The organism is Carboxylicivirga agarovorans, assembly GCF_050589845.1.
GTDB classification, from domain to species: Bacteria; Bacteroidota; Bacteroidia; order Bacteroidales; family Marinilabiliaceae; genus Carboxylicivirga; species Carboxylicivirga agarovorans.
On sequence record NZ_JBNGPA010000002.1, the window covers coordinates 174221 to 191233 of the forward strand.

General features: G+C 39.4%; 19 protein-coding genes and 5 tRNA genes. 11 read left to right on the top strand and 13 right to left on the bottom strand.

Annotation, left to right across the window (positions count from 1 at the left end):
* The first annotated feature begins 19 nt into the window (after positions 1-19).
* Positions 20-979 carry a lipid A-modifier LpxR family protein gene (locus ACRD69_RS02800; protein ID WP_430813546.1) on the top strand — a complete coding sequence of 320 codons (960 nt, stop codon included), beginning with the start codon at positions 20-22 and terminating at the stop codon, positions 977-979.
* Here ACRD69_RS02800 and ACRD69_RS02805 read toward each other — a convergent pair.
* The gene (locus tag ACRD69_RS02805; protein WP_430813547.1) at positions 969-1868 is read right to left on the bottom strand and encodes a DMT family transporter; all 900 of its coding nucleotides are present in this window, start codon (positions 1866-1868) and stop codon (positions 969-971) included. The genes ACRD69_RS02800 and ACRD69_RS02805 overlap by 11 nt on opposite strands.
* An 83-nt stretch (positions 1869-1951) precedes the next feature.
* Between ACRD69_RS02805 and ACRD69_RS02810 the strand changes: the two genes are divergently transcribed.
* The gene (locus ACRD69_RS02810) at positions 1952-2659 is read left to right on the top strand and encodes a pseudouridine synthase (protein ID WP_430813548.1); all 708 of its coding nucleotides are present in this window, start codon (positions 1952-1954) and stop codon (positions 2657-2659) included.
* Here the strand turns inward: ACRD69_RS02810 and ACRD69_RS02815 are convergent.
* Positions 2622-3539, bottom strand: coding sequence for a YitT family protein (locus ACRD69_RS02815; protein ID WP_430813549.1), 918 nt, complete (start codon positions 3537-3539; stop codon positions 2622-2624). The two genes, ACRD69_RS02810 and ACRD69_RS02815, sit on opposite strands and share 38 nt — an antisense overlap.
* Positions 3540-3607: 68 nt before the next feature.
* Positions 3608-4729 (bottom strand): GNAT family N-acetyltransferase, encoded by a 1122-nt coding sequence (locus ACRD69_RS02820; RefSeq protein WP_430813550.1) that lies wholly within the window; start codon positions 4727-4729, stop codon positions 3608-3610.
* Positions 4730-4942: 213 nt separating this feature from the next.
* Between ACRD69_RS02820 and ACRD69_RS02825 the strand changes: the two genes are divergently transcribed.
* The 3 genes from ACRD69_RS02825 to ACRD69_RS02835 all read left to right on the top strand — a co-directional run bounded on the left by ACRD69_RS02825 (position 4943) and on the right by ACRD69_RS02835 (position 8021).
* The gene (locus ACRD69_RS02825; RefSeq protein WP_430813551.1) at positions 4943-5920 is read left to right on the top strand and encodes a DUF3810 domain-containing protein; all 978 of its coding nucleotides are present in this window, start codon (positions 4943-4945) and stop codon (positions 5918-5920) included.
* 96 nt (positions 5921-6016) lie between these two features.
* Positions 6017-6382 carry a hypothetical protein gene (locus tag ACRD69_RS02830; RefSeq protein WP_430813552.1) on the top strand — a complete coding sequence of 122 codons (366 nt, stop codon included), beginning with the start codon at positions 6017-6019 and terminating at the stop codon, positions 6380-6382.
* Between the two features lie 187 nt (positions 6383-6569).
* The gene (locus ACRD69_RS02835) at positions 6570-8021 is read left to right on the top strand and encodes a TrkH family potassium uptake protein (protein ID WP_430813553.1); all 1452 of its coding nucleotides are present in this window, start codon (positions 6570-6572) and stop codon (positions 8019-8021) included.
* 536 nt (positions 8022-8557) lie between these two features.
* Here ACRD69_RS02835 and ACRD69_RS02840 read toward each other — a convergent pair.
* The 7 genes from ACRD69_RS02840 to ACRD69_RS02870 all read right to left on the bottom strand — a co-directional run bounded on the left by ACRD69_RS02840 (position 8558) and on the right by ACRD69_RS02870 (position 10641).
* Positions 8558-9358, bottom strand: a complete 801-nt coding sequence (locus ACRD69_RS02840; RefSeq protein ID WP_430813554.1) for an ion transporter — start codon at positions 9356-9358, stop codon at positions 8558-8560.
* Positions 9359-9429: 71 nt separating this feature from the next.
* Positions 9430-10044, bottom strand: coding sequence for an L-threonylcarbamoyladenylate synthase (locus tag ACRD69_RS02845; protein WP_430813555.1), 615 nt, complete (start codon positions 10042-10044; stop codon positions 9430-9432).
* Positions 10045-10133: 89 nt separating this feature from the next.
* Positions 10134-10216: transfer RNA gene (locus ACRD69_RS02850), tRNA-Tyr, on the bottom strand.
* Positions 10217-10260: 44 nt separating this feature from the next.
* Positions 10261-10333 (bottom strand) — tRNA-Gly (locus tag ACRD69_RS02855).
* Between the two features lie 18 nt (positions 10334-10351).
* A tRNA-Thr gene (locus tag ACRD69_RS02860) sits at positions 10352-10425 on the bottom strand.
* A gap of 3 nt (positions 10426-10428) precedes the next feature.
* Positions 10429-10514 (bottom strand) — tRNA-Tyr (locus ACRD69_RS02865).
* 53 nt (positions 10515-10567) lie between these two features.
* Positions 10568-10641, bottom strand: a tRNA-Thr gene (locus ACRD69_RS02870).
* A 322-nt stretch (positions 10642-10963) separates the two neighbouring features.
* Here ACRD69_RS02870 and ACRD69_RS02875 point away from each other — a divergent pair.
* Genes ACRD69_RS02875 through ACRD69_RS02890 form a run of 4 tightly spaced genes read left to right on the top strand, consistent with a single transcriptional unit; the run spans position 10964 to position 13906 of the window.
* Positions 10964-11506 (top strand): DUF4199 domain-containing protein, encoded by a 543-nt coding sequence (locus tag ACRD69_RS02875; protein ID WP_430813556.1) that lies wholly within the window; start codon positions 10964-10966, stop codon positions 11504-11506.
* A gap of 1 nt (position 11507) precedes the next feature.
* Complete coding sequence (locus tag ACRD69_RS02880; protein WP_430813557.1) at positions 11508-12458, top strand: glycosyltransferase family 2 protein; 951 nt, start codon at positions 11508-11510, stop codon at positions 12456-12458.
* 27 nt (positions 12459-12485) lie between these two features.
* Positions 12486-13178: an FkbM family methyltransferase gene (locus tag ACRD69_RS02885; RefSeq protein ID WP_430813558.1), complete on the top strand. Its 693-nt coding sequence runs from the start codon at positions 12486-12488 to the stop codon at positions 13176-13178.
* Between the two features lie 2 nt (positions 13179-13180).
* Complete coding sequence (locus ACRD69_RS02890) at positions 13181-13906, top strand: class I SAM-dependent methyltransferase (RefSeq protein ID WP_430813559.1); 726 nt, start codon at positions 13181-13183, stop codon at positions 13904-13906.
* A gap of 8 nt (positions 13907-13914) precedes the next feature.
* Here ACRD69_RS02890 and ACRD69_RS02895 read toward each other — a convergent pair whose 3' ends face one another.
* The 3 genes from ACRD69_RS02895 to ACRD69_RS02905 all read right to left on the bottom strand — a co-directional run bounded on the left by ACRD69_RS02895 (position 13915) and on the right by ACRD69_RS02905 (position 15909).
* Positions 13915-14376 carry an NUDIX hydrolase gene (locus ACRD69_RS02895; RefSeq protein WP_430813560.1) on the bottom strand — a complete coding sequence of 154 codons (462 nt, stop codon included), beginning with the start codon at positions 14374-14376 and terminating at the stop codon, positions 13915-13917.
* 75 nt (positions 14377-14451) lie between these two features.
* Positions 14452-15354 (bottom strand): tRNA (adenosine(37)-N6)-dimethylallyltransferase MiaA, encoded by a 903-nt coding sequence (miaA, locus tag ACRD69_RS02900; protein WP_430813561.1) that lies wholly within the window; start codon positions 15352-15354, stop codon positions 14452-14454.
* Positions 15355-15360: 6 nt separating this feature from the next.
* On the bottom strand, positions 15361-15909 hold the full coding sequence (locus tag ACRD69_RS02905) for an IS1096 element passenger TnpR family protein (RefSeq protein WP_430813562.1): 549 nt from the start codon (positions 15907-15909) through the stop codon (positions 15361-15363).
* 140 nt (positions 15910-16049) lie between these two features.
* Here ACRD69_RS02905 and ACRD69_RS02910 point away from each other — a divergent pair, with 140 nt between their 5' ends.
* A complete protein-coding gene (locus ACRD69_RS02910; RefSeq protein WP_430813563.1) occupies positions 16050-16529 on the top strand; it encodes a DUF302 domain-containing protein in 480 nt (159 codons plus the stop codon).
* 25 nt (positions 16530-16554) lie between these two features.
* On the top strand, positions 16555-16977 hold the full coding sequence (locus ACRD69_RS02915) for a c-type cytochrome (RefSeq protein ID WP_430813564.1): 423 nt from the start codon (positions 16555-16557) through the stop codon (positions 16975-16977).
* The last annotated feature ends 36 nt before the right edge of the window (positions 16978-17013 follow it).

Below are 17013 nucleotides of genomic sequence, written 5' to 3' on the forward strand. Positions count from 1 at the left end.
TACAGAGGAAACTTGTTTCATGAAAGCATTTGTAAGGTACATAGCATTAATCGGTTTTCTTGTTTTAAGTACTTATTCTTTAAGGGCTCAGGAAGCGATGCCCAATAGTTATTATCAGCTGGGCTGGGATAATGATGTGTTTATGATGACTGATTATTACTATACCCAAGGTATGTCGTTTGGAACGTATCACCCATTTTTTGAGCGTAATCCTGTTAATTTGATCTTACTCAGACCCAAAGAATACGATAAAGTAGTGTATGGTTTTTCGGGCTTTCAAAAAACATATACCCCAAAAGATATTAAAAGTGATGAGATTCAATATACTGACCGTCCCTACGCCGGGGTTTTGGTATTTACATCTCATTCGAGGGCAGCTAATAAAGAAACAGGTTGGCTGTTTAATGCTGAATTGGATATAGGCGTGATGGGACCTGCTTCAGGAGCTGGTCAGGTACAATATAAATACCATGAATGGTCGGATAATACACTACCCAACGGATGGCACCATCAGCAGTATAACTGGCCTGTTTTAAATTATAACCTGGAGGTGTCAAAGCAGTTGTACGAATCCGGTGGCCTGGATCTGTACGCCAAAGGTGGAGCCAGGGTCGGAACCCTGCACGATGATGCATCCGTAGGTGTGCTTTTCAGAGCAGGGAGAATGGATAGTTATATGGATAATCTGGGTTTGCCCTTAATGAACCGCAGTAATAGCTGGCAAATGTATTTCAATACCGAACCAACATTGTCTGTGGTTGGCTACAATGCTACATTAATGGGAGGATGGTACCGAAATGAGAAAATCCATTACGTTGAATTTAGCGAGATGAATAAGATCATTGGTAAATGGCGTACAGGTGTTGGTGCAAGCTATAAATCATTCGGTATTAATTTCGATGTTATCCTGCAATCCAAAGAATTTAAATCAGGAACACATCACTGGTATACCACTACCAGAATGTATTTTAATTTTTAGAGGCAACAAGACTATAGAGCACAACTGAAGCACCGATAATAATCATACCGAGGATGGAAATCAGATCAGGTGATTCATCTGGCAGGATCATCCAGCTCAATGTAGCGCCAAATACAGGAATGATAAATTTATAAATGTTTAGGTCAGATACTTTAATGGATGGTTTTTGCAGTAAGAAAAACCACAACGAAAAGGCTGTTGCCGATAAGAAGCTGAGCCAGCCTAATGCCATGTAATATTCAGAGGGGAAGATAAAACCATTGAAAGGCTCAGTAAAGAGTGAGAAGATAAACAGTAAGGCGCCACCTATGATCATTTGTGAGGAGTTTAAAACGACAGGCGATATGTTACCTCTGTTTTTACTTACAAATACATTGCCTACTCCCGAAGCAATATTCGCCAAAACCAGTAGTGTTATTCCAAGCAGTTCGCTCAGACTTTCAGGACCGCTCAATCCTTTGGGCAATGCTATTAAAATAATGCCTCCTATACCCGATGATATAGTCAGTGTTTTTCTCAGGCTCATTTTATCATTACTCATCATAAGGTGAGCTGTCAGGGCTGCGAAAAGTGGCTGCGAACCAATAATAATAGCAGCCAGAGCCCCGTCAAGCATGTTAACACCCCAATAAAAAAGGGCGTACAGGATAAATGTTTGGGATGCTGATACTTTTATTACCAGCCACAGGTTTTGCTTAATGCTTATGAAATAGTTGGGTAGTGATTTGACCAGTGGCAAAAGCAGAAGACCTGAAAAGAAAAAGCGAAGTCCGGCAAACTGGATCGGCGTTGTATATTGTAATCCTATTTTTATACCAACAAAGGCAGTTGACCATAACAAGCAAGCTATAATGGCCAATAAGGTATTTTTTAGAGTTTCCTTTTGCATATAAAGCGAAATATGGGGTGCAAAAATAGCAAGTATTTTTATTCTTATGGTAAAATGCCATGTGAAGCCTCTATCTTTGACACATGCAAATAACACCAAATGATATCATTTATCAGGATGAGGCAATTATTGCCATTAATAAACCAGTGGACCTGCCAGTTCATAAGAATGATTTTATGCCGGTCGACGCCGAGTATCTGACTAAGCAGGTTGGACTATTGACCAATCAACCGGTCTTTCCTGTCCACAGGCTCGATTCAAAAACTTCGGGAGTTATTGTATTGGCATTTACTCGTGATGTCGCTTCAGTTTTAAGCAAACAGTTTGAACAGCGCGAGGTAAAGAAAACCTACCTGTTGCTCACAAAGGGAATACCGGGGGAAGGGGTGTTTGATAAAAATGTGTTAATTAAGAAAAAGAAGAAACGCCAATCGGCCAAAACGGCATATAAAACGATCTCTTCCATTGAAACAGGTATTTGTTACAAGCAGGAGGAAAACGTATCTGTCAGCCTGGTTAAAGCTACCCCCGAAACAGGGCGTTGGCATCAGTTACGTCAGCATTTTGCAATGAATAGGACTGATATTTTGGGTGATACACAGCATGGCGACTGGACCTTAAATAAAATCATGACCGAACTAACAGGTATTAAGCGATTGTTATTGCACGCCAGTTCATTAGAATTAAGGCATCCGGTAACAAACGAAAAAATAAGCCTCGAAGCAAGCATGCCCGAAGCTTATGATATTGTTCTTAATCAACTTGCAGGTGTTCGCTACTCTTTGGCTTAGACGATTTTTTAGTGCTCAACGGAGGTTTGTACTGATCGAATCCATGACCGTAAACAGCCATTACATTGGCCACCGAAATAAAGGCGTCAGGGTCTGTTTCTTTAATGATCTGAAACACCATATGTGACTCAGACTTTTTAACAATGGTGATGATAAACTCCCTGTCGCCGGCATAATAATAGCCACGACCCTTTAAAAAACTAAGGCCTCTGTTTATTTGTGATGAGAGTTTATCGGCAATTTCCTTTGGCTTCTGAGAAATGATAAGGACCTGAACCGATTGTCGCGAACCGGTTAAAAGCATATCGGCGATGTAAGACATCAGTCCAACAACCACGAAACCATATACCATTGTTTCCAATGATTTAAAGACAAATATTGAGGAGCTGATGATGATAACATCGAGGAACATCATGATACGACCCGGACTGATATTATGATTCTTGTTAATGATCATGGCAACAATCTCAGTTCCTCCGGTACTGCCACCCTGAACAAATAAAATTCCAATACTCGCACCTACCATACCACCACCAATAATCGCCGCCATAAATTTATCTGCAACTATGGGTTCGGTTATAAAATATGGAAATACGGTAATAAATGCCGATAAGGTTACCAGGGAATAAATGGTTTTAAACCCAAATCCCTTACCCAATATTTTCATTGACAACAGGATAAGGATCCCGTTAATAACAAGGTTGGTTGGCCCAACGGGTAAACCAAAAACAAAATACAATAAAGAGGAAAGTCCCATTACGCCGCCACCTACTATGTCGGATGGGATAATAAAGCCGGTCCAGCCAACAGCACTTACCATCAAACCCAGTGTGATGATAGCGTAGCTTCGTGCTTCTTTTAATAGTTCAGCTCTTGTCATTTTTTATGGCATTAAAAAAGGTGCCTGTCAGTCACAAGCACCTTTCTTTCTTTATAGTCGTTATTATCTTAAAGTGCTTTTTTGTAACAGCGTTTTCTTTTATGCTGAATATGGTCAAAAGATTTCCACATCTGAATAGCAACATGGTTATTTTCTAACATCCCGGTTGTTTCAACATATTTGACACCGTCCTCTTTGGCGGTCTTCCACAAATCATTCATTAATAAAGCCGCTACACCCATTTTCTGTAGTTCGGGTTTAACACCAGTCAACATCAAATCCATTTCCTTTGGCTTTTTCAAGGCTTTCATGATATGCCACCAGCCAAATGGTAATAGCTTACCTTTTGCTTTTTTCATGGCTTCAGAAAGCGATGGAAGTGCAATTAGGAATCCGGCTAATTCATCCTCCTTGTCAAGAATGATCTTGACGTAACGGGGATTCAGTATAGGGAAATATTTATTGATGTAAAACTGAACCATTTTCTCAGGTAACTGAAAGGTGCCAAACAGCTCGGCAAAAGCTTTGTTAAACAGGGCAAACACCTTTTCTTTATATGGTTCCAGTTCCTGGCTTTTAGTGAAATTAAGGGCTTTTAGACCATAGCGTTTAGTAAGCATGTCAGCTACCTTAAAAGCTTTCTCAGGTAAGGCGTCGGGGAAGGTAATGCGGAATTCGATCCAGTCAATTTCTTTCTCGTAACCTAAAGCATCAAAGTGTTCCTGGTAATAGGCCATGTGATAATCTGAAGCAACAGAAGGTAACCAGTCATGACCTTCAATGAGGCAGCCCTGATGATCGAGGTTGGAGAAGCCCAATGGGCCCTGTAATTCAGTCATTCCTTCTGCTTTAAACCATTCCTCAACAGTTTTAAGAAGCAGCGCGCTCACTTCTTTATCATTAATAAACTCCGGGCGCGTAAAGCGACCAATGTTCTGTCCTTTCTTTTCAATCCACAACGCGTTGATGATACCTCCAATTCGTCCAACACATTGACCATCCTGATAGGCAACCCATAATTTAACCTTACAAAATTCATAGGCTGGGTTCTTTTCAGGAATTACTGAGTTGAGTTCGTCTTTCTTCATCGGCGGAACCCAATTCTTTTCATTCTTATAGAGCGTATATGGCAGATTGACAAAGTCGTTAAGAGTCTTATTATTATTTACCTCTTTTATTACAATACCCATTTTAAAAATAGTTTTGTTTCCGACGCGAAGTTAATACATTAATTTCGGTTAATCCTGATAAATTTCTATAATAGAAATCACTCTTTTCTGTTTTTGAGCATACATTGTGTATTTTTGAGTATGAACAAAATGATACCGGTAAAATATTTAAGGTCGAAGCTTGCCATCAGCCTTTATCTTGCACTTTTGGTTTTTGTTTTAACACGCATTGGTATGTCAAGACCTGGTCATATTGAATTCGTTTATTCATCAGGTTTATACCCTCTACTAGCAAAGGGATTGGCCTTGTTTAGCAATCTTTTCCCTTTTTCAGTTGATGATGCGTTTTATGCCGCATTGATCATTTATTTGCTGGCGAATGTGATCGCTCTGCTAGTTCGCCGCTTGTCGTTTCGTCGTTTTGTTGCCCGTATTGCGACTGCAATAGCTGTTGTTTATGTTTGTTTCAATCTGTTTTGGGGATTTAACTATTACCGATCAGATATAAATACACGGCTCGATATGCCATCGGCCAGTGCTGACGTTCAGGAGTTGATGAGTGCGTTTCGTTTACTGGTTGAAAAAACCAATGTTTCATACACGCCACTTTATGCTGTTGATAAGAACGAGGTGATGCAGTTGCTTAATGAAGCTTACCGTAAACATGCCGATTTTCTTAAGATTGATGTCGGATTATTACAAACAGTACCCAAATCCATTACAATGAGTCGTTTATTCGGTGCTGCAACTATTTCAGGATATTATGGACCTTTTTTCAGTGAAGTGCATCTGAATGATTATCTGCTCCCTTTGGAATACCCACATGTGCTGGCTCATGAAATGGCTCATAAATTGGGTATTACAAGCGAGGCAGAGGCTAACTTTTATGCCTGGCTGGTTTGTTCTGATTCTGACAATAAGATATTAGCCTATAGTGCAAACCTGAATTTGATGCAGTACTTTGTGTATGAGTGCTATAAGTATGATGGTTTTGGAGAAATAGTTAAAGATATTCGTTACGAGGTGCGACATGACTTTTACAAATCTCATTATCACTGGATGGCCTTAATGAACAGAAATGTCGAATTAGTGGCTGCTAAAGTCAATGATGCATATCTGAAGTCAAACAATGTCGAGGCAGGTATTGAAGACTATGATGGGGTAGTTAAGCATGTGATGGACTATTTACTGTTGGAACAAAGAGGTCAATAGTTTAAAGAGATTTGACTAAGTTTAACTTATTGTTGATAAAGGATTAAGGGCTTATGGGGCTGCATTTTATTTTTGTAAAAATAAAATTGGACAACAATGAATAAACCAGAAATTATCAATTATCAGGGAAGGCGGATTTTCTTCATGGATTTTACGGGAATGAGGGAGATCTCTGAGATTGAAGAGTTAATAAAACAAAGCAAAGATTATATCAGGATGCAGCCTGAAAAATCGGTTATTTCCCTGACAAATATTGCAGGGATGCATTTTAACGCTGAAATTAAAAATATCTTCTCAGAGTTTATTAGCGGTAACAAACCCTATGTGAGTCATGGGGCAGTGGTGGGTATTTCTGGCCTGCAGCGTATTGTTTATAATGGTATTATGAAATTAACCGGTCGCGATTTGCGCTCTTTCGAAACGCTTGATTTAGCCAAAGAATGGCTGATTTCAAAAAATTAAGGTAATACATCCGTGTAATGATATGATTAAAAAAGAGGTCCGGGGCCTCTTTTTTATTTAGAAAGAGCTACCCGCTTGCGCAGATGTGCTTCCTTTTTCGAAGTGCACAGGAAGAATTATTGATCAATAAAGTCATTTTTATTTTAAAAAATATCATCTTTGCCAAGATAAATACTGAGAAGGGAAAATGCTTAACACTCGATTTATTTTATTGGTACTTGGGCTGCTTTTGGTAGTTGAAGGTGTATTTATGCTTTTATCGGCAGGCGTTGCATTACTATACGGAGAATATGATTTGCCCTATCATTTAATATCGGCGGCTATCTGTATTGTAATAGGAGGTAGCACTGGTTTTAGCCTGCGTAAAGCACCAAAAGATATCGGTAAGCGTGAAGGTTACCTGATTGTTGCTTTGGTTTGGATAGTCTTTTCTTTTTTCGGCTTGTTACCTTTTTGGCTAAGTGGTGCCATCCCATCTTATACAGATGCCTTTTTTGAAACCATCTCAGGTTTTACAACCACCGGTAGTAGTATATTGAATGATATTGAGGCCCTGCCACATGGTCTGTTATTCTGGCGAAGCCTTATACAGTGGTTGGGCGGAATGGGTATTATCGTACTATCGTTGGCTATCTTACCCGTTCTGGGTGTTGGGGGTATGCAGATGTTTATTGCCGAAGTACCCGGACCTGCACCCGATAAACTACACCCTCGTATTACAGAAACAGCTAAACGATTATATGGTATCTATGTGTTGTTTACCTTTGTTGAAGCAGTTTTGTTGGTTATTGGTGGAATGACTCCATTTGATGCGATATGCCATTCGTTTACAACTATGGCCACAGGAGGATATTCCACAAAGCAGGCTAGTGTTGCCTATTTTTCATCCCCTTATATTCAATATGTAATTATCTTGTTCATGTTTATTGCCGGTGCCAATTTTACATTGTCATTCAGCGCTTTGCGTGGTAAGTTTCAAAAGGTTATAAAAGATGAGGAGTTTCAGGCCTATGCAGGAATTATAATTGGAGTTAGTGCACTTGTTGCGGCGGTGCTTTACTTTACAAAGGGAGCCGATGGTCTTGAACAGGCCTGGCGTGACGGCTTGTTCCAGGTGGTGTCAATCATTACTACTACTGGTTATGCTACGGCCGATTACCTGATGTGGGTACCATTTTTAAGTATTGTTATTTTCTTACTGATGTTTACAGGAGGCTCTGCTGGTTCGACCGGAGGAGGTATTAAAATAGTACGTATTGTACTATTAATGAAAAATAGCTTTTTTGAACTAAAGCGCCTGGTGCATCCCAATGCCGTAATACCTGTCCGATACAATACACGTGCTGTTAATTCGGGCATTATTACAAATGTACTGGCCTTTATTGTTATTTACATGATGACGGTAGGCATAGCCATGATCATTATGAGTATCATGGGTTACGACCTGGATACAGCACTCGGTGCTGTTGCCACATCTATTGGTAACATTGGTCCGGGACTTGGTGAGGTGGGACCCGCACTTAATTTTTATGAAGTACCTGCATTTGGCAAGTGGTTTTTATCTTTCCTGATGCTGATCGGACGCCTCGAATTGTTTACGGTTATATTGCTTTTCTCACCTTATTTTTGGAAGGAGTAGCAAAGCTTAACTTATAAGTTATCGATTTTCTTTAAGTTATCCTCATTGTTTTTTCAGTGAACATGTCGCCGGGAAATGGGATCTGAATAAGAAGCCATTGTCGTATTGAATGGACCTAAGTGTCATACATTCATACAAAACCATTTCCACTGGAGGATTCCTGTAAATAAGTTTTTATTGCTCATGTGGTGGCAAAAATCCTACTAATTGTTCTTACGGCACATTCGTTTATAATTCCAGGCAAAGTGAAGGCTATTTGAGTCATAATAAAAACAGATTAAACACATATTTGATTCATATTAAATTCAGCTGGAGTCGAATTTAATCTGAGTTTAATCTGAGTTTGGTCTGAGTTTGGTTTGAGTTTAATTGGAATTGGAAGAGTAACAAATAGCTGCGTATTTGCCCGACATATCCGCTCAGGTTAAGTGGGGCAATGTGCTGTAAAGTCTTTGTATTCCTTGGCTTTAATGAAAATGCTTCCAAAGGAATTAATCCGATAAATTGGTGGAATGTGCTGAATTATTAAAGAATACTCAATTCCTTATCTCAGTTTCTTCTTCTTCTGAAACTTTTGCCAATATCTTAGATATTTTTAGTTCCAGCTTATCAATTTTCGCTTCCAGATCATCGTTGTTGTCACTGACCATTGAGTCAACAAAGATTGAATTGACCAGTGATAGTCCGAAAATACCACCCGTAACTACTACGAAAATAAAATAGAGATAGGTAATAAATGCTTTCGTCGTAGAGTAGTTAGTCGTAATAGCTTCTGGTATTTCAAACCAGCCTTCAACAGTAAAGATCTTAAAAGTAGAGTATAGAGAGGTAATAGGGTCTTTGTAAAACTTACCACCACTTTCGTGAAAGAAATAGAATGATAGTATGCCAATAATAAAGATGTATATGGCAAAACCTATTAAAACGAAAACGGAAGCTTTAAGTGCTCGCTGAATGCCTGCCACCAGGTGCTCTATATCGGGTATGAATTTGATGAAGCGAATGGTTTTAAAGATTCGCATGATCCGGAATATCAACAAAAAGCTAAAGTCATCCAGCTGCAAATGAAAAACAAACGTCAGCAATGCCGGTGTAGAAAGGCACACCAGTATAAAATCAAGTTTGTTCCAGTTGGATTTAATATAGTTTTTAAAGCCATACTCTCTTGATTTAATGATTACTTCGGCAAGAAATATAATGGTAATCAGGTTGTCAATTATGGTGATAAAATAACCATTTGATTGGTTGGTTTCATATCCGCTGATAAAAAGTAACAAGGAGTTTAATAGGATCAGGAAGAGGATAAACCGGTCGTTTAGAATCAGGCGTTTAATCATTACAAGCAAGGCGTTTTTCTGTTGGCTGTTTTAAACCATGTTTTTAGTTATTGCAAAAATGGGGATTTTATTTACAATTCAATTTCTCCTTTACCATAGCGCACAATTTCCAGGTCATCGGTTGTGCAGTCAATAATGGTCGATGGTTCGTTATCTCCATAACCGCCATCAATAACCACATCTACCCGGTCGGCAAATTTTTCGTAAATCAGTTCGGGATCAGTCGTGTATTCAATAATATCATCTTCATCCTTAACTGAAGTTGATAAAATGGGGTTGCCAAGTTCCTTTACCAGTTCACGTATAATATTATTATCCGGAACACGAATACCAATGGTCTTTTTATTATTCTTAAAAAGTTTAGGTATGTTGCTGTTGGCAGGTAGAATAAAAGTAAAAGGTCCCGGAAGGTGTTTTTTCATCAGTTTAAACACATGGTTATTGAGAGGTTTGGTGAAATCTGATATATGGCTTAAATCATAGCAAATAAATGAAAGGTTGGCCTTTTTAAGATTGATATCCTTGATGCGTGCTACTTTTTCAACAGCCCTTGCGTTGTTTATGTCGCAACCAATTCCATAGATGGTGTCGGTCGGATAAATAACGAGTCCACCGTTACGCAAAATATCCACTACTTTGCGTATCTCTTTCTCGTTCGGATTTTCGGGGTAAATTTTTACTAACATGCTAGCATTGTTTTGCTTAAAAGTAGCAAATTAATTGGAAAATAAAGGCACAAAAAAAGGCTCTGCTATTGCTAACAGAACCTTTTTTGTGGGGAGAGCAGGATTCGAACCTACGAAGACATAAGTCAGCGGAGTTACAGTCCGCCCCAGTTGGCCACTTTGGTATCTCCCCAACTGAAAATTTCAATAAAAAAGCCATTCTTCAGAATGGCTTTGAGCGAAAGACGGGGCTCAAACCCGCGACCCTCAGCTTGGAAGGCTGATGCTCTATCAACTGAGCTACTTTCGCAATAAATGAAAAATATTGAGCCGATGAAGGGACTCGAACCCCCGACCTGCTGATTACAAATCAGCTGCTCTAGCCAGCTGAGCTACATCGGCAAATGGTGGGGAGAGCAGGATTCGAACCTACGAAGACATAAGTCAGCGGAGTTACAGTCCGCCCCAGTTGGCCACTTTGGTATCTCCCCATCAATATTTTCAATATTTTTTAATTCTTTCTCACAACTCGTTTGTTGTTGAGAGCCTGTGGAGGGACTCGAACCCCCGACCTGCTGATTACAAATCAGCTGCTCTAGCCAGCTGAGCTACACAGGCAAGGTGGGTAAGCTACCCATATCGCACTGCTACAACCGTCTACCCTTGCTGCCGCCAGGCCCTGGGGGAGTTCAACAGGAGCTAGTCGTATGGGACTTACCCGTGTTTCTTTGTGATTGCGGATGCAAAAGTAGGGCAATTTTTTATCCCTGCAAATTTTCAGGTGCACTTTTTTTGCAACAAATATCTAAAGTGGTGATAATGAAAAGCAAAAAAAATATATTTTTTTCGTTGAAGGAGTGAATAAATAAAAAACAACAGGCTACATCGAGTTTAAAAGGATATTTGTATTTTAGTTGACAGTAACAAAAAAAACTAAATTATGGAAAAAACTGTATCTGCTTCGAAAGCCGGAGTGACCTTTGGTGTTTACCTTGGCTTAATTTCTATTGTATTTTCATTAATTACCTATGTAGCCGGCATTGTTGGTGAGAGTTATGTTTCATGGATCTCATTTTTAATATCAATTGCTTTTTTATGTTGGGCAATGATGAACTTCAGAGATAAGCAAAATGGAGGAGTACTTGAATATAAACAAGGCGTTGGACTTGGATTCGTAACCTTTCTTGTGGGAGGTATAATTTCTGCCATATTCACTTTTATTCTGTTTAAGTTTATCGATCCTGGTTTAGTGGAGCAGCTGGTTCAAAAATCACTTGAGGAAGCGGTTCGGAAAAGTCCTGAAATAGAGGGTAACCTGGAGATGGTTGAAAAGTGGACAAGAATGTTAATTAACCCAACAGCAATGGCTATAATGGGTGTTGTTGCGTCTGCTATTGGCGGGATAATAATTTCACTTATCTTAGCAGCTATATTTAAAAAGGAGCCTTCAATATTTGATGGTTCTCAATTTGAAGAAGCATAATATGGATTTATCGATCGTCGTTCCTTTATACAACGAGGAAGAATCAATAAAAGAATTATATAGTTGGATTCAGCGGGTTGTAGGCCCGCTGAATTGGTCTTATGAAGTTATATTTGTCGATGATGGCAGTACTGATGCTTCATGGAACGAGATTGTAAAGCTAAAGAGCGATCATGCGCAGGTAAAAGGCATCAGGTTTCGTCGTAATTATGGTAAATCAGCTGGTTTGTACTGTGGTTTTGAAGCTGCAGAAGGTGAGGTGGTTATCACAATGGATGCCGACCTGCAGGATAGTCCTGATGAGATTCCTGAGTTGGTGCGTATGGTGCGCGAAGATAACTATGATATTGTTAGTGGCTGGAAAAAGAAACGTTATGATCCCATAGGTAAAACCTTGCCTAGTAAGTTGTTTAACAGGACTGTGAGGATGGTTTCAGGTATTAAGCTTCATGATTTTAACTGTGGATTGAAAGCCTACAGAAATGAGGTTATCAAAAACATAGAAGTATATGGCGAAATGCACCGCTACATTCCCTTAATTGCCAAACAGGCTGGTTTTAATCGAATTGGTGAAAAAATCGTGCAGCATCAGGAGCGTAAGTATGGAGTATCTAAATTTGGTATAGAACGCACCATTAAAGGTTTCCTCGATTTGCTGTCGGTTACTTTTATTTCCAAATTTGGTAAGCGTCCGATGCATCTGTTTGGTGCTTTGGGAACATTAATGTTTGTCGTGGGTTTTCTATCGGCCTTATGGCTGGGGGTAAGCAAACTGCTCTCTGTTTTCTATTATCATATTGCAGCTCCCCTTGTTACTGACAGCCCTTACTTCTACATCGCATTAACCAGTATGATAATTGGTACACAGCTGTTCCTGGCAGGTTTTCTGGCAGAATTGGTATCGCGTAGTGGTCATGATCGTAACGCTTACCAGGTGTCGGAACGATTATAGCAGTTTATCTTATATATGCAAGCATGAATGGATTGGAAAAAAATTGAATTGACATGCAGACGTTTTCTGGGTAGAGTTTATTCTCCTGATTTGGATATCGTAAAAGAAGTAAGCTTTTATGGTGATACGGATGATGGAGGGTGGCCCCTTTGGGATGAACATGTTGATTCCGGTTCCATAGTTTATTCGTTTGGTGTGGGCACTAATATATCATGGGAAGAAACTATAATCAAGCATTTTGGATTGACTGTTTTTTCATTTGACCCAAATCCAATGTCCATAAGCTGGTTGAATGATAAAGCTGTTTCTGCTCGTTTACGCCACCATGAAATAGCTTTGGGATGGAAAGATTCTAAGGAGCTATTTTTTCTTAACAGGGAAAATATAGCGGGCTGTGGCTTAGTGAAAAGTTCAGAGCACAGGGAGCAAATAGAGGTGCAATGTTTGACCTTGTCAAGTATTATGAAGCAACTGGGTCATGCCAGTATCGATGTGCTGAAGATTGATATTGAAGGTGCCGAGTATGAAGTGATTGATAATATTTTGGACAGTAGTGTTGCAATTGGACAGCTTTTGGTAGAATTCCACCATCGATCCAAAGGGGATTATACAATAAAGGATACTAAAAAGCTTGTGAACAGGTTGAAGGCAGCAGGATATAAGTTGTTTTGGTTTTCTGAGCGTGGACGTGAGCTGGCATTTCTAAACGAAAAGTATTGATTATGGCATTTTATAGTGAGATTGTTGAGGCATATGATGTTATTTTTCCTCTCAATGAAGCGCAGTTGGCTTTTGTTGAAGAGGCATGCAATGGTGCACTGGAGTCAACAACTATACTTGATATTGGTTGTGGGACAGGTTCTTTATCAATAGCTATGGCTCGTAGAAGTGCAAGGGTGAGAGGTTTTGATTTTGATGAAGAAATGCTGTGTAAGGCTGAAGAAAAGCGACCCCAGGCTCTGGATTTAAAATTTCAGCAAGGTGATATGCGACGTGTTGGTGAGTATTTTCAACCTGCTGTGTTCGACGTGTCTTTGTGTTTTGGTAATACCCTGGTTCATTTACAATCGCTTCAAGAGGTTGAGGGAACTATAAAAGCAGCTGCTAATCGCTTAAAAAAAGGGGGCAAGCTATTGATTCAGATAGTGAATTACGATCGGATCATTCAAAACAATGTGCAAAGTCTGCCAACCATTACGAAAGATAATTACTCCTTTGTGCGCAATTATCATCATAGGGATGATGGTAAGGTGGATTTTGAAACGATACTAACAAGTCCGCAGAGTCAGATTAAAAACTCGGTACCTCTACTGATGATTAAGCGCGAGGAGCTTTTGCAGATTATGAATCTGTATTTTTCAGACCTGAAGTGTTATGGAGGTTTCAATAGGACAGAGTGGTCCGAATCAAGCTTTCATTTGGTTGTAGAGGCTGTCAAACAAGGTTAGCCTCAGATCTAACTACCCTTATTACCCTTTGCTTTTAAAAGCCCCGCAACTTTCTTGTCTATCGGGAAGGTAAATTCATCCGGATTTAACTTGTCTAGTGCTATCCAGCGAAAAGATTGAGCACCATCAATCTCTGGTATATCATGTATTTTTGTGGTGGTCGTAATATTGCTGTATGAATTTGCCTCTACATTGTAATAGATACTAATTAATTGCATGTTTTCAAAGGATATGGCTGGCTGGTAGTAGTCAGTGGTGTAAAAATGACTTTTAATGTCAATGTGAAGGTCCAGTTCTTCTTTAAATTCGCGCTTCAGGCAGTCTATGGTTCCTTCACCAAATTCTAATCCGCCACCTGGGAATTTGGTCATGTACATGCCAATCCGGAACTCGTCAGTAACCAGTACTTCCTGTCGTTCGTTAATTAATAACCCGTATACGCGGATGTTGAAATGTTTGGACTTATCCATGCTGAAAGAAAACACCGGGCCATTATGTTTGTAAACCGCGAGCAAGGATTTTGCTACTGGCCCGGTGGGTTAAAATTAATCAATGTGATTATCTACAAATTTAATAATTTCATTGGTTTGAAACGGGTGAAACCAATTGATTTCTTTGTCACGTCTAAACCACGATAATTGCCGTTTGGCATAACGACGCGAATTTCGCTTGATCAGCTCAATGGCTGTATCTGCATTGTATTCTCCGTCCCAATGAGCAAATATCTCCTTATAACCTACCGTATTCAGTGCATTGTTGTCTTTTAAATGATAAAACTCTTTTGCTTCATCAAACAAGCCGTCATTGACCATGATGTCAACGCGCTGGTTAATGCGATTGTATAGGGTCTCCCGATCCATATCCAGGCCAATTTTCAGGATGTTAAAAGGTCGCTTGCGTGCTGAGTTGGTGCGAAGTGAACTATATGTTTTTCCTGTCATCAGGCATACTTCAAGCGCATGCATGACCCTTTTGTGGTTTTTCAGGTCTACCTGGTCATAAAATACCGGATCAAGCATTTTTAGTTGTCGGCGCACAGCTTCAAGTCCTTCATTGTTGTGCATGTCCATAACGTGCTGTCTCACTTCTGCATCAATAGTAGGTAGCTCGTCTATGCCTTTGCACACGGCATCAATGTACATCATGGAGCCACCGGTCATTAATACCTGATCATGTTTTTCAAAGAGCTTTTCAAGTAGCTTTAAAACGTCTTGTTCGAATTCGTAGGCATTGTAATAATCATTTACCGAATGGGTAGCCACCATGTGGTGGGTGACCAATGATAGTTGTTCGGGTGTTGGAGCAGCAGTGCCAATTTTCAACTCTTTAAATATCTGTCTGCTGTCAGATGATATGATTTCAGTGTTCAGGTGTTGCGCCAGGTTAAGGCATAATTCAGTTTTGCCTATTCCTGTAGGCCCAACTAATACGATCAGTGTTTTTGTCATTCTTAATTAATATTGATCGGCCAGCTCGTCAAAGTTAATGTCATTATCTAAATTATCCAGCTCATCAAACTTCATAGAATCAAGCGAACCGTCAAATTCATCTTCAAAATCATGATATGATGAGCCTTTTATATCATCAGTGATGTCGCCAATCATAATTTGTTCAGGTGCTTTACCTTCGTTTCTGTAGAAATTGGGCTTTTCAAGATTGCCATTGGCTATTTGGATGACCTCCATAAAAAATGCCCGCTCTGAAAAGAAATCATATACATATAGCAAGCGCTGTCCTTCTTCATACAAGAAATCCGAAATTAGCGTTTCCTGCATTACTTTTATGGCATCAGAACCACTATCAGACATGTCAAAAAGTGTGATTTCCATCTCTTTGTTCCAATCACTGTCGGTAGTGAAAAAAGAAGCCATCTGGGTAGCATCGTATGCTAAAGTTTCCTGAATGCAATTGTGCAGATCGGCAAAGGTGAGTGTGTCATCAATTGCCACTTCCTTAACAAAGTCTTCAGCTTCGTGTGAAAGTATCCTTAAATAAATAATCATTGCGCATGTTTTTGGTTGCTTGGGTCAGATCAGCAAAAGTATGAAAAATAACACTTAGGTAATACGATTAAGATTGCAAAAGGTTTAAACATTGATAAATGTAGATTTGTTACTATGTGGTAATCTTAAATGCTTTTGTTATGGATAAATTGATATTCTTGATTGTTGGATTAGTGATAGGTGCGTTGGCAACTATCTTTTATGTAAAAAGTAAAGCCCCCAAAATGATGCTTATGGAAAGTGAAAGTCGATTTGGATTTGAAGAAACTCTTGACAAACTTCAGGAATCAATTGACTCAAAAGGCTGGAAAACGCCTCATGTTCACGATCTTCAGGCAACGATGGCCAAGTTTAATTACGATGTTAAAAAGGTGAAAGTCATGGAGGTGTGTAAACCTGATGTAGCCCAGTTAATTCTTTCGAGAGATGATGAACGTATTGCTTCCACATTGATGCCGTGTCGTATTTCTGTTTATGAAAAAAGTAATGGAAAAGTTTATGTGGCGAGAATGAATAGTGTTAAAATGGGAAATTTGTTTGGCGGCATTATCAAGCAGGCTATGGGAGTTGCCGGCGGCGAAAGTGAAGAGATAATAGAATCAGTGATTGTAACTGAGTAGATTTATAAATTAAATAGTGAATCTAATGCAAAAGATTTTTATTGTATTCATTCTGGTTTCAGGTCTTGTGGCTTGTGGTTCCCCAAAGGCAAAAAAAGCAGAGCAGAAAACTGCGGAGTTAACACCACAAGTCGATCATCCCGGAAAAATCATTTATAAAAGGCACTGTTTGTCATGTCATCAGTCCAATGCAGGTGGAATTCCGAAGATGTATCCGCCATTATCAGATAATAAAGTTATTTCCGGCGATAAGGAGCCACTGATAGATATCATTCTGAATGGGATGAGTGGCGAGATCGAGGTGAATGGCGAGACGTATAATGGTGTGATGGCCAGTTATCAAAATTTAACAGATAAGGATATTGCAGATGTCCTGAACTACTTAAGATCGGGATTTGGTAATTCGGGCGATAATATAACAGCAGGTGATGTAAAAGCACAGAGGTAGTGTTCAAAGTGCAATAATTATTTATTTTTACCCGTT

Excerpts from the sequence above, each read along its gene's own strand:
- ACRD69_RS02875 (WP_430813556.1), top strand. The coding sequence starts at position 10,964 with ATGGAAAAAACTGTATCTGCTTCGAAAGCCGGAGTGACCTTTGGTGTT.
- ACRD69_RS02845 (WP_430813555.1), bottom strand. The coding sequence starts at position 10,044 with ATGTTAGTAAAAATTTACCCCGAAAATCCGAACGAGAAAGAGATACGC.
- ACRD69_RS02885 (WP_430813558.1), top strand. The coding sequence starts at position 12,486 with ATGGATTGGAAAAAAATTGAATTGACATGCAGACGTTTTCTGGGTAGA.
- ACRD69_RS02820 (WP_430813550.1), bottom strand. The coding sequence starts at position 4,729 with ATGGGTATTGTAATAAAAGAGGTAAATAATAATAAGACTCTTAACGAC.
- ACRD69_RS02905 (WP_430813562.1), bottom strand. The coding sequence starts at position 15,909 with ATGATTATTTATTTAAGGATACTTTCACACGAAGCTGAAGACTTTGTT.
- ACRD69_RS02890 (WP_430813559.1), top strand. The coding sequence starts at position 13,181 with ATGGCATTTTATAGTGAGATTGTTGAGGCATATGATGTTATTTTTCCT.
- miaA (WP_430813561.1), bottom strand. The coding sequence starts at position 15,354 with ATGACAAAAACACTGATCGTATTAGTTGGGCCTACAGGAATAGGCAAA.
- ACRD69_RS02880 (WP_430813557.1), top strand. The coding sequence starts at position 11,508 with ATGGATTTATCGATCGTCGTTCCTTTATACAACGAGGAAGAATCAATA.
- ACRD69_RS02810 (WP_430813548.1), top strand. The coding sequence starts at position 1,952 with ATGCAAATAACACCAAATGATATCATTTATCAGGATGAGGCAATTATT.
- ACRD69_RS02915 (WP_430813564.1), top strand. The coding sequence starts at position 16,555 with ATGCAAAAGATTTTTATTGTATTCATTCTGGTTTCAGGTCTTGTGGCT.
- ACRD69_RS02805 (WP_430813547.1), bottom strand. The coding sequence starts at position 1,868 with ATGCAAAAGGAAACTCTAAAAAATACCTTATTGGCCATTATAGCTTGC.
- ACRD69_RS02815 (WP_430813549.1), bottom strand. The coding sequence starts at position 3,539 with ATGACAAGAGCTGAACTATTAAAAGAAGCACGAAGCTACGCTATCATC.
- ACRD69_RS02800 (WP_430813546.1), top strand. The coding sequence starts at position 20 with ATGAAAGCATTTGTAAGGTACATAGCATTAATCGGTTTTCTTGTTTTA.
- ACRD69_RS02840 (WP_430813554.1), bottom strand. The coding sequence starts at position 9,358 with ATGATTAAACGCCTGATTCTAAACGACCGGTTTATCCTCTTCCTGATC.
- ACRD69_RS02825 (WP_430813551.1), top strand. The coding sequence starts at position 4,943 with ATGTCAAGACCTGGTCATATTGAATTCGTTTATTCATCAGGTTTATAC.
- ACRD69_RS02910 (WP_430813563.1), top strand. The coding sequence starts at position 16,050 with ATGGATAAATTGATATTCTTGATTGTTGGATTAGTGATAGGTGCGTTG.
- ACRD69_RS02830 (WP_430813552.1), top strand. The coding sequence starts at position 6,017 with ATGAATAAACCAGAAATTATCAATTATCAGGGAAGGCGGATTTTCTTC.
- ACRD69_RS02835 (WP_430813553.1), top strand. The coding sequence starts at position 6,570 with ATGCTTAACACTCGATTTATTTTATTGGTACTTGGGCTGCTTTTGGTA.
- ACRD69_RS02895 (WP_430813560.1), bottom strand. The coding sequence starts at position 14,376 with ATGGATAAGTCCAAACATTTCAACATCCGCGTATACGGGTTATTAATT.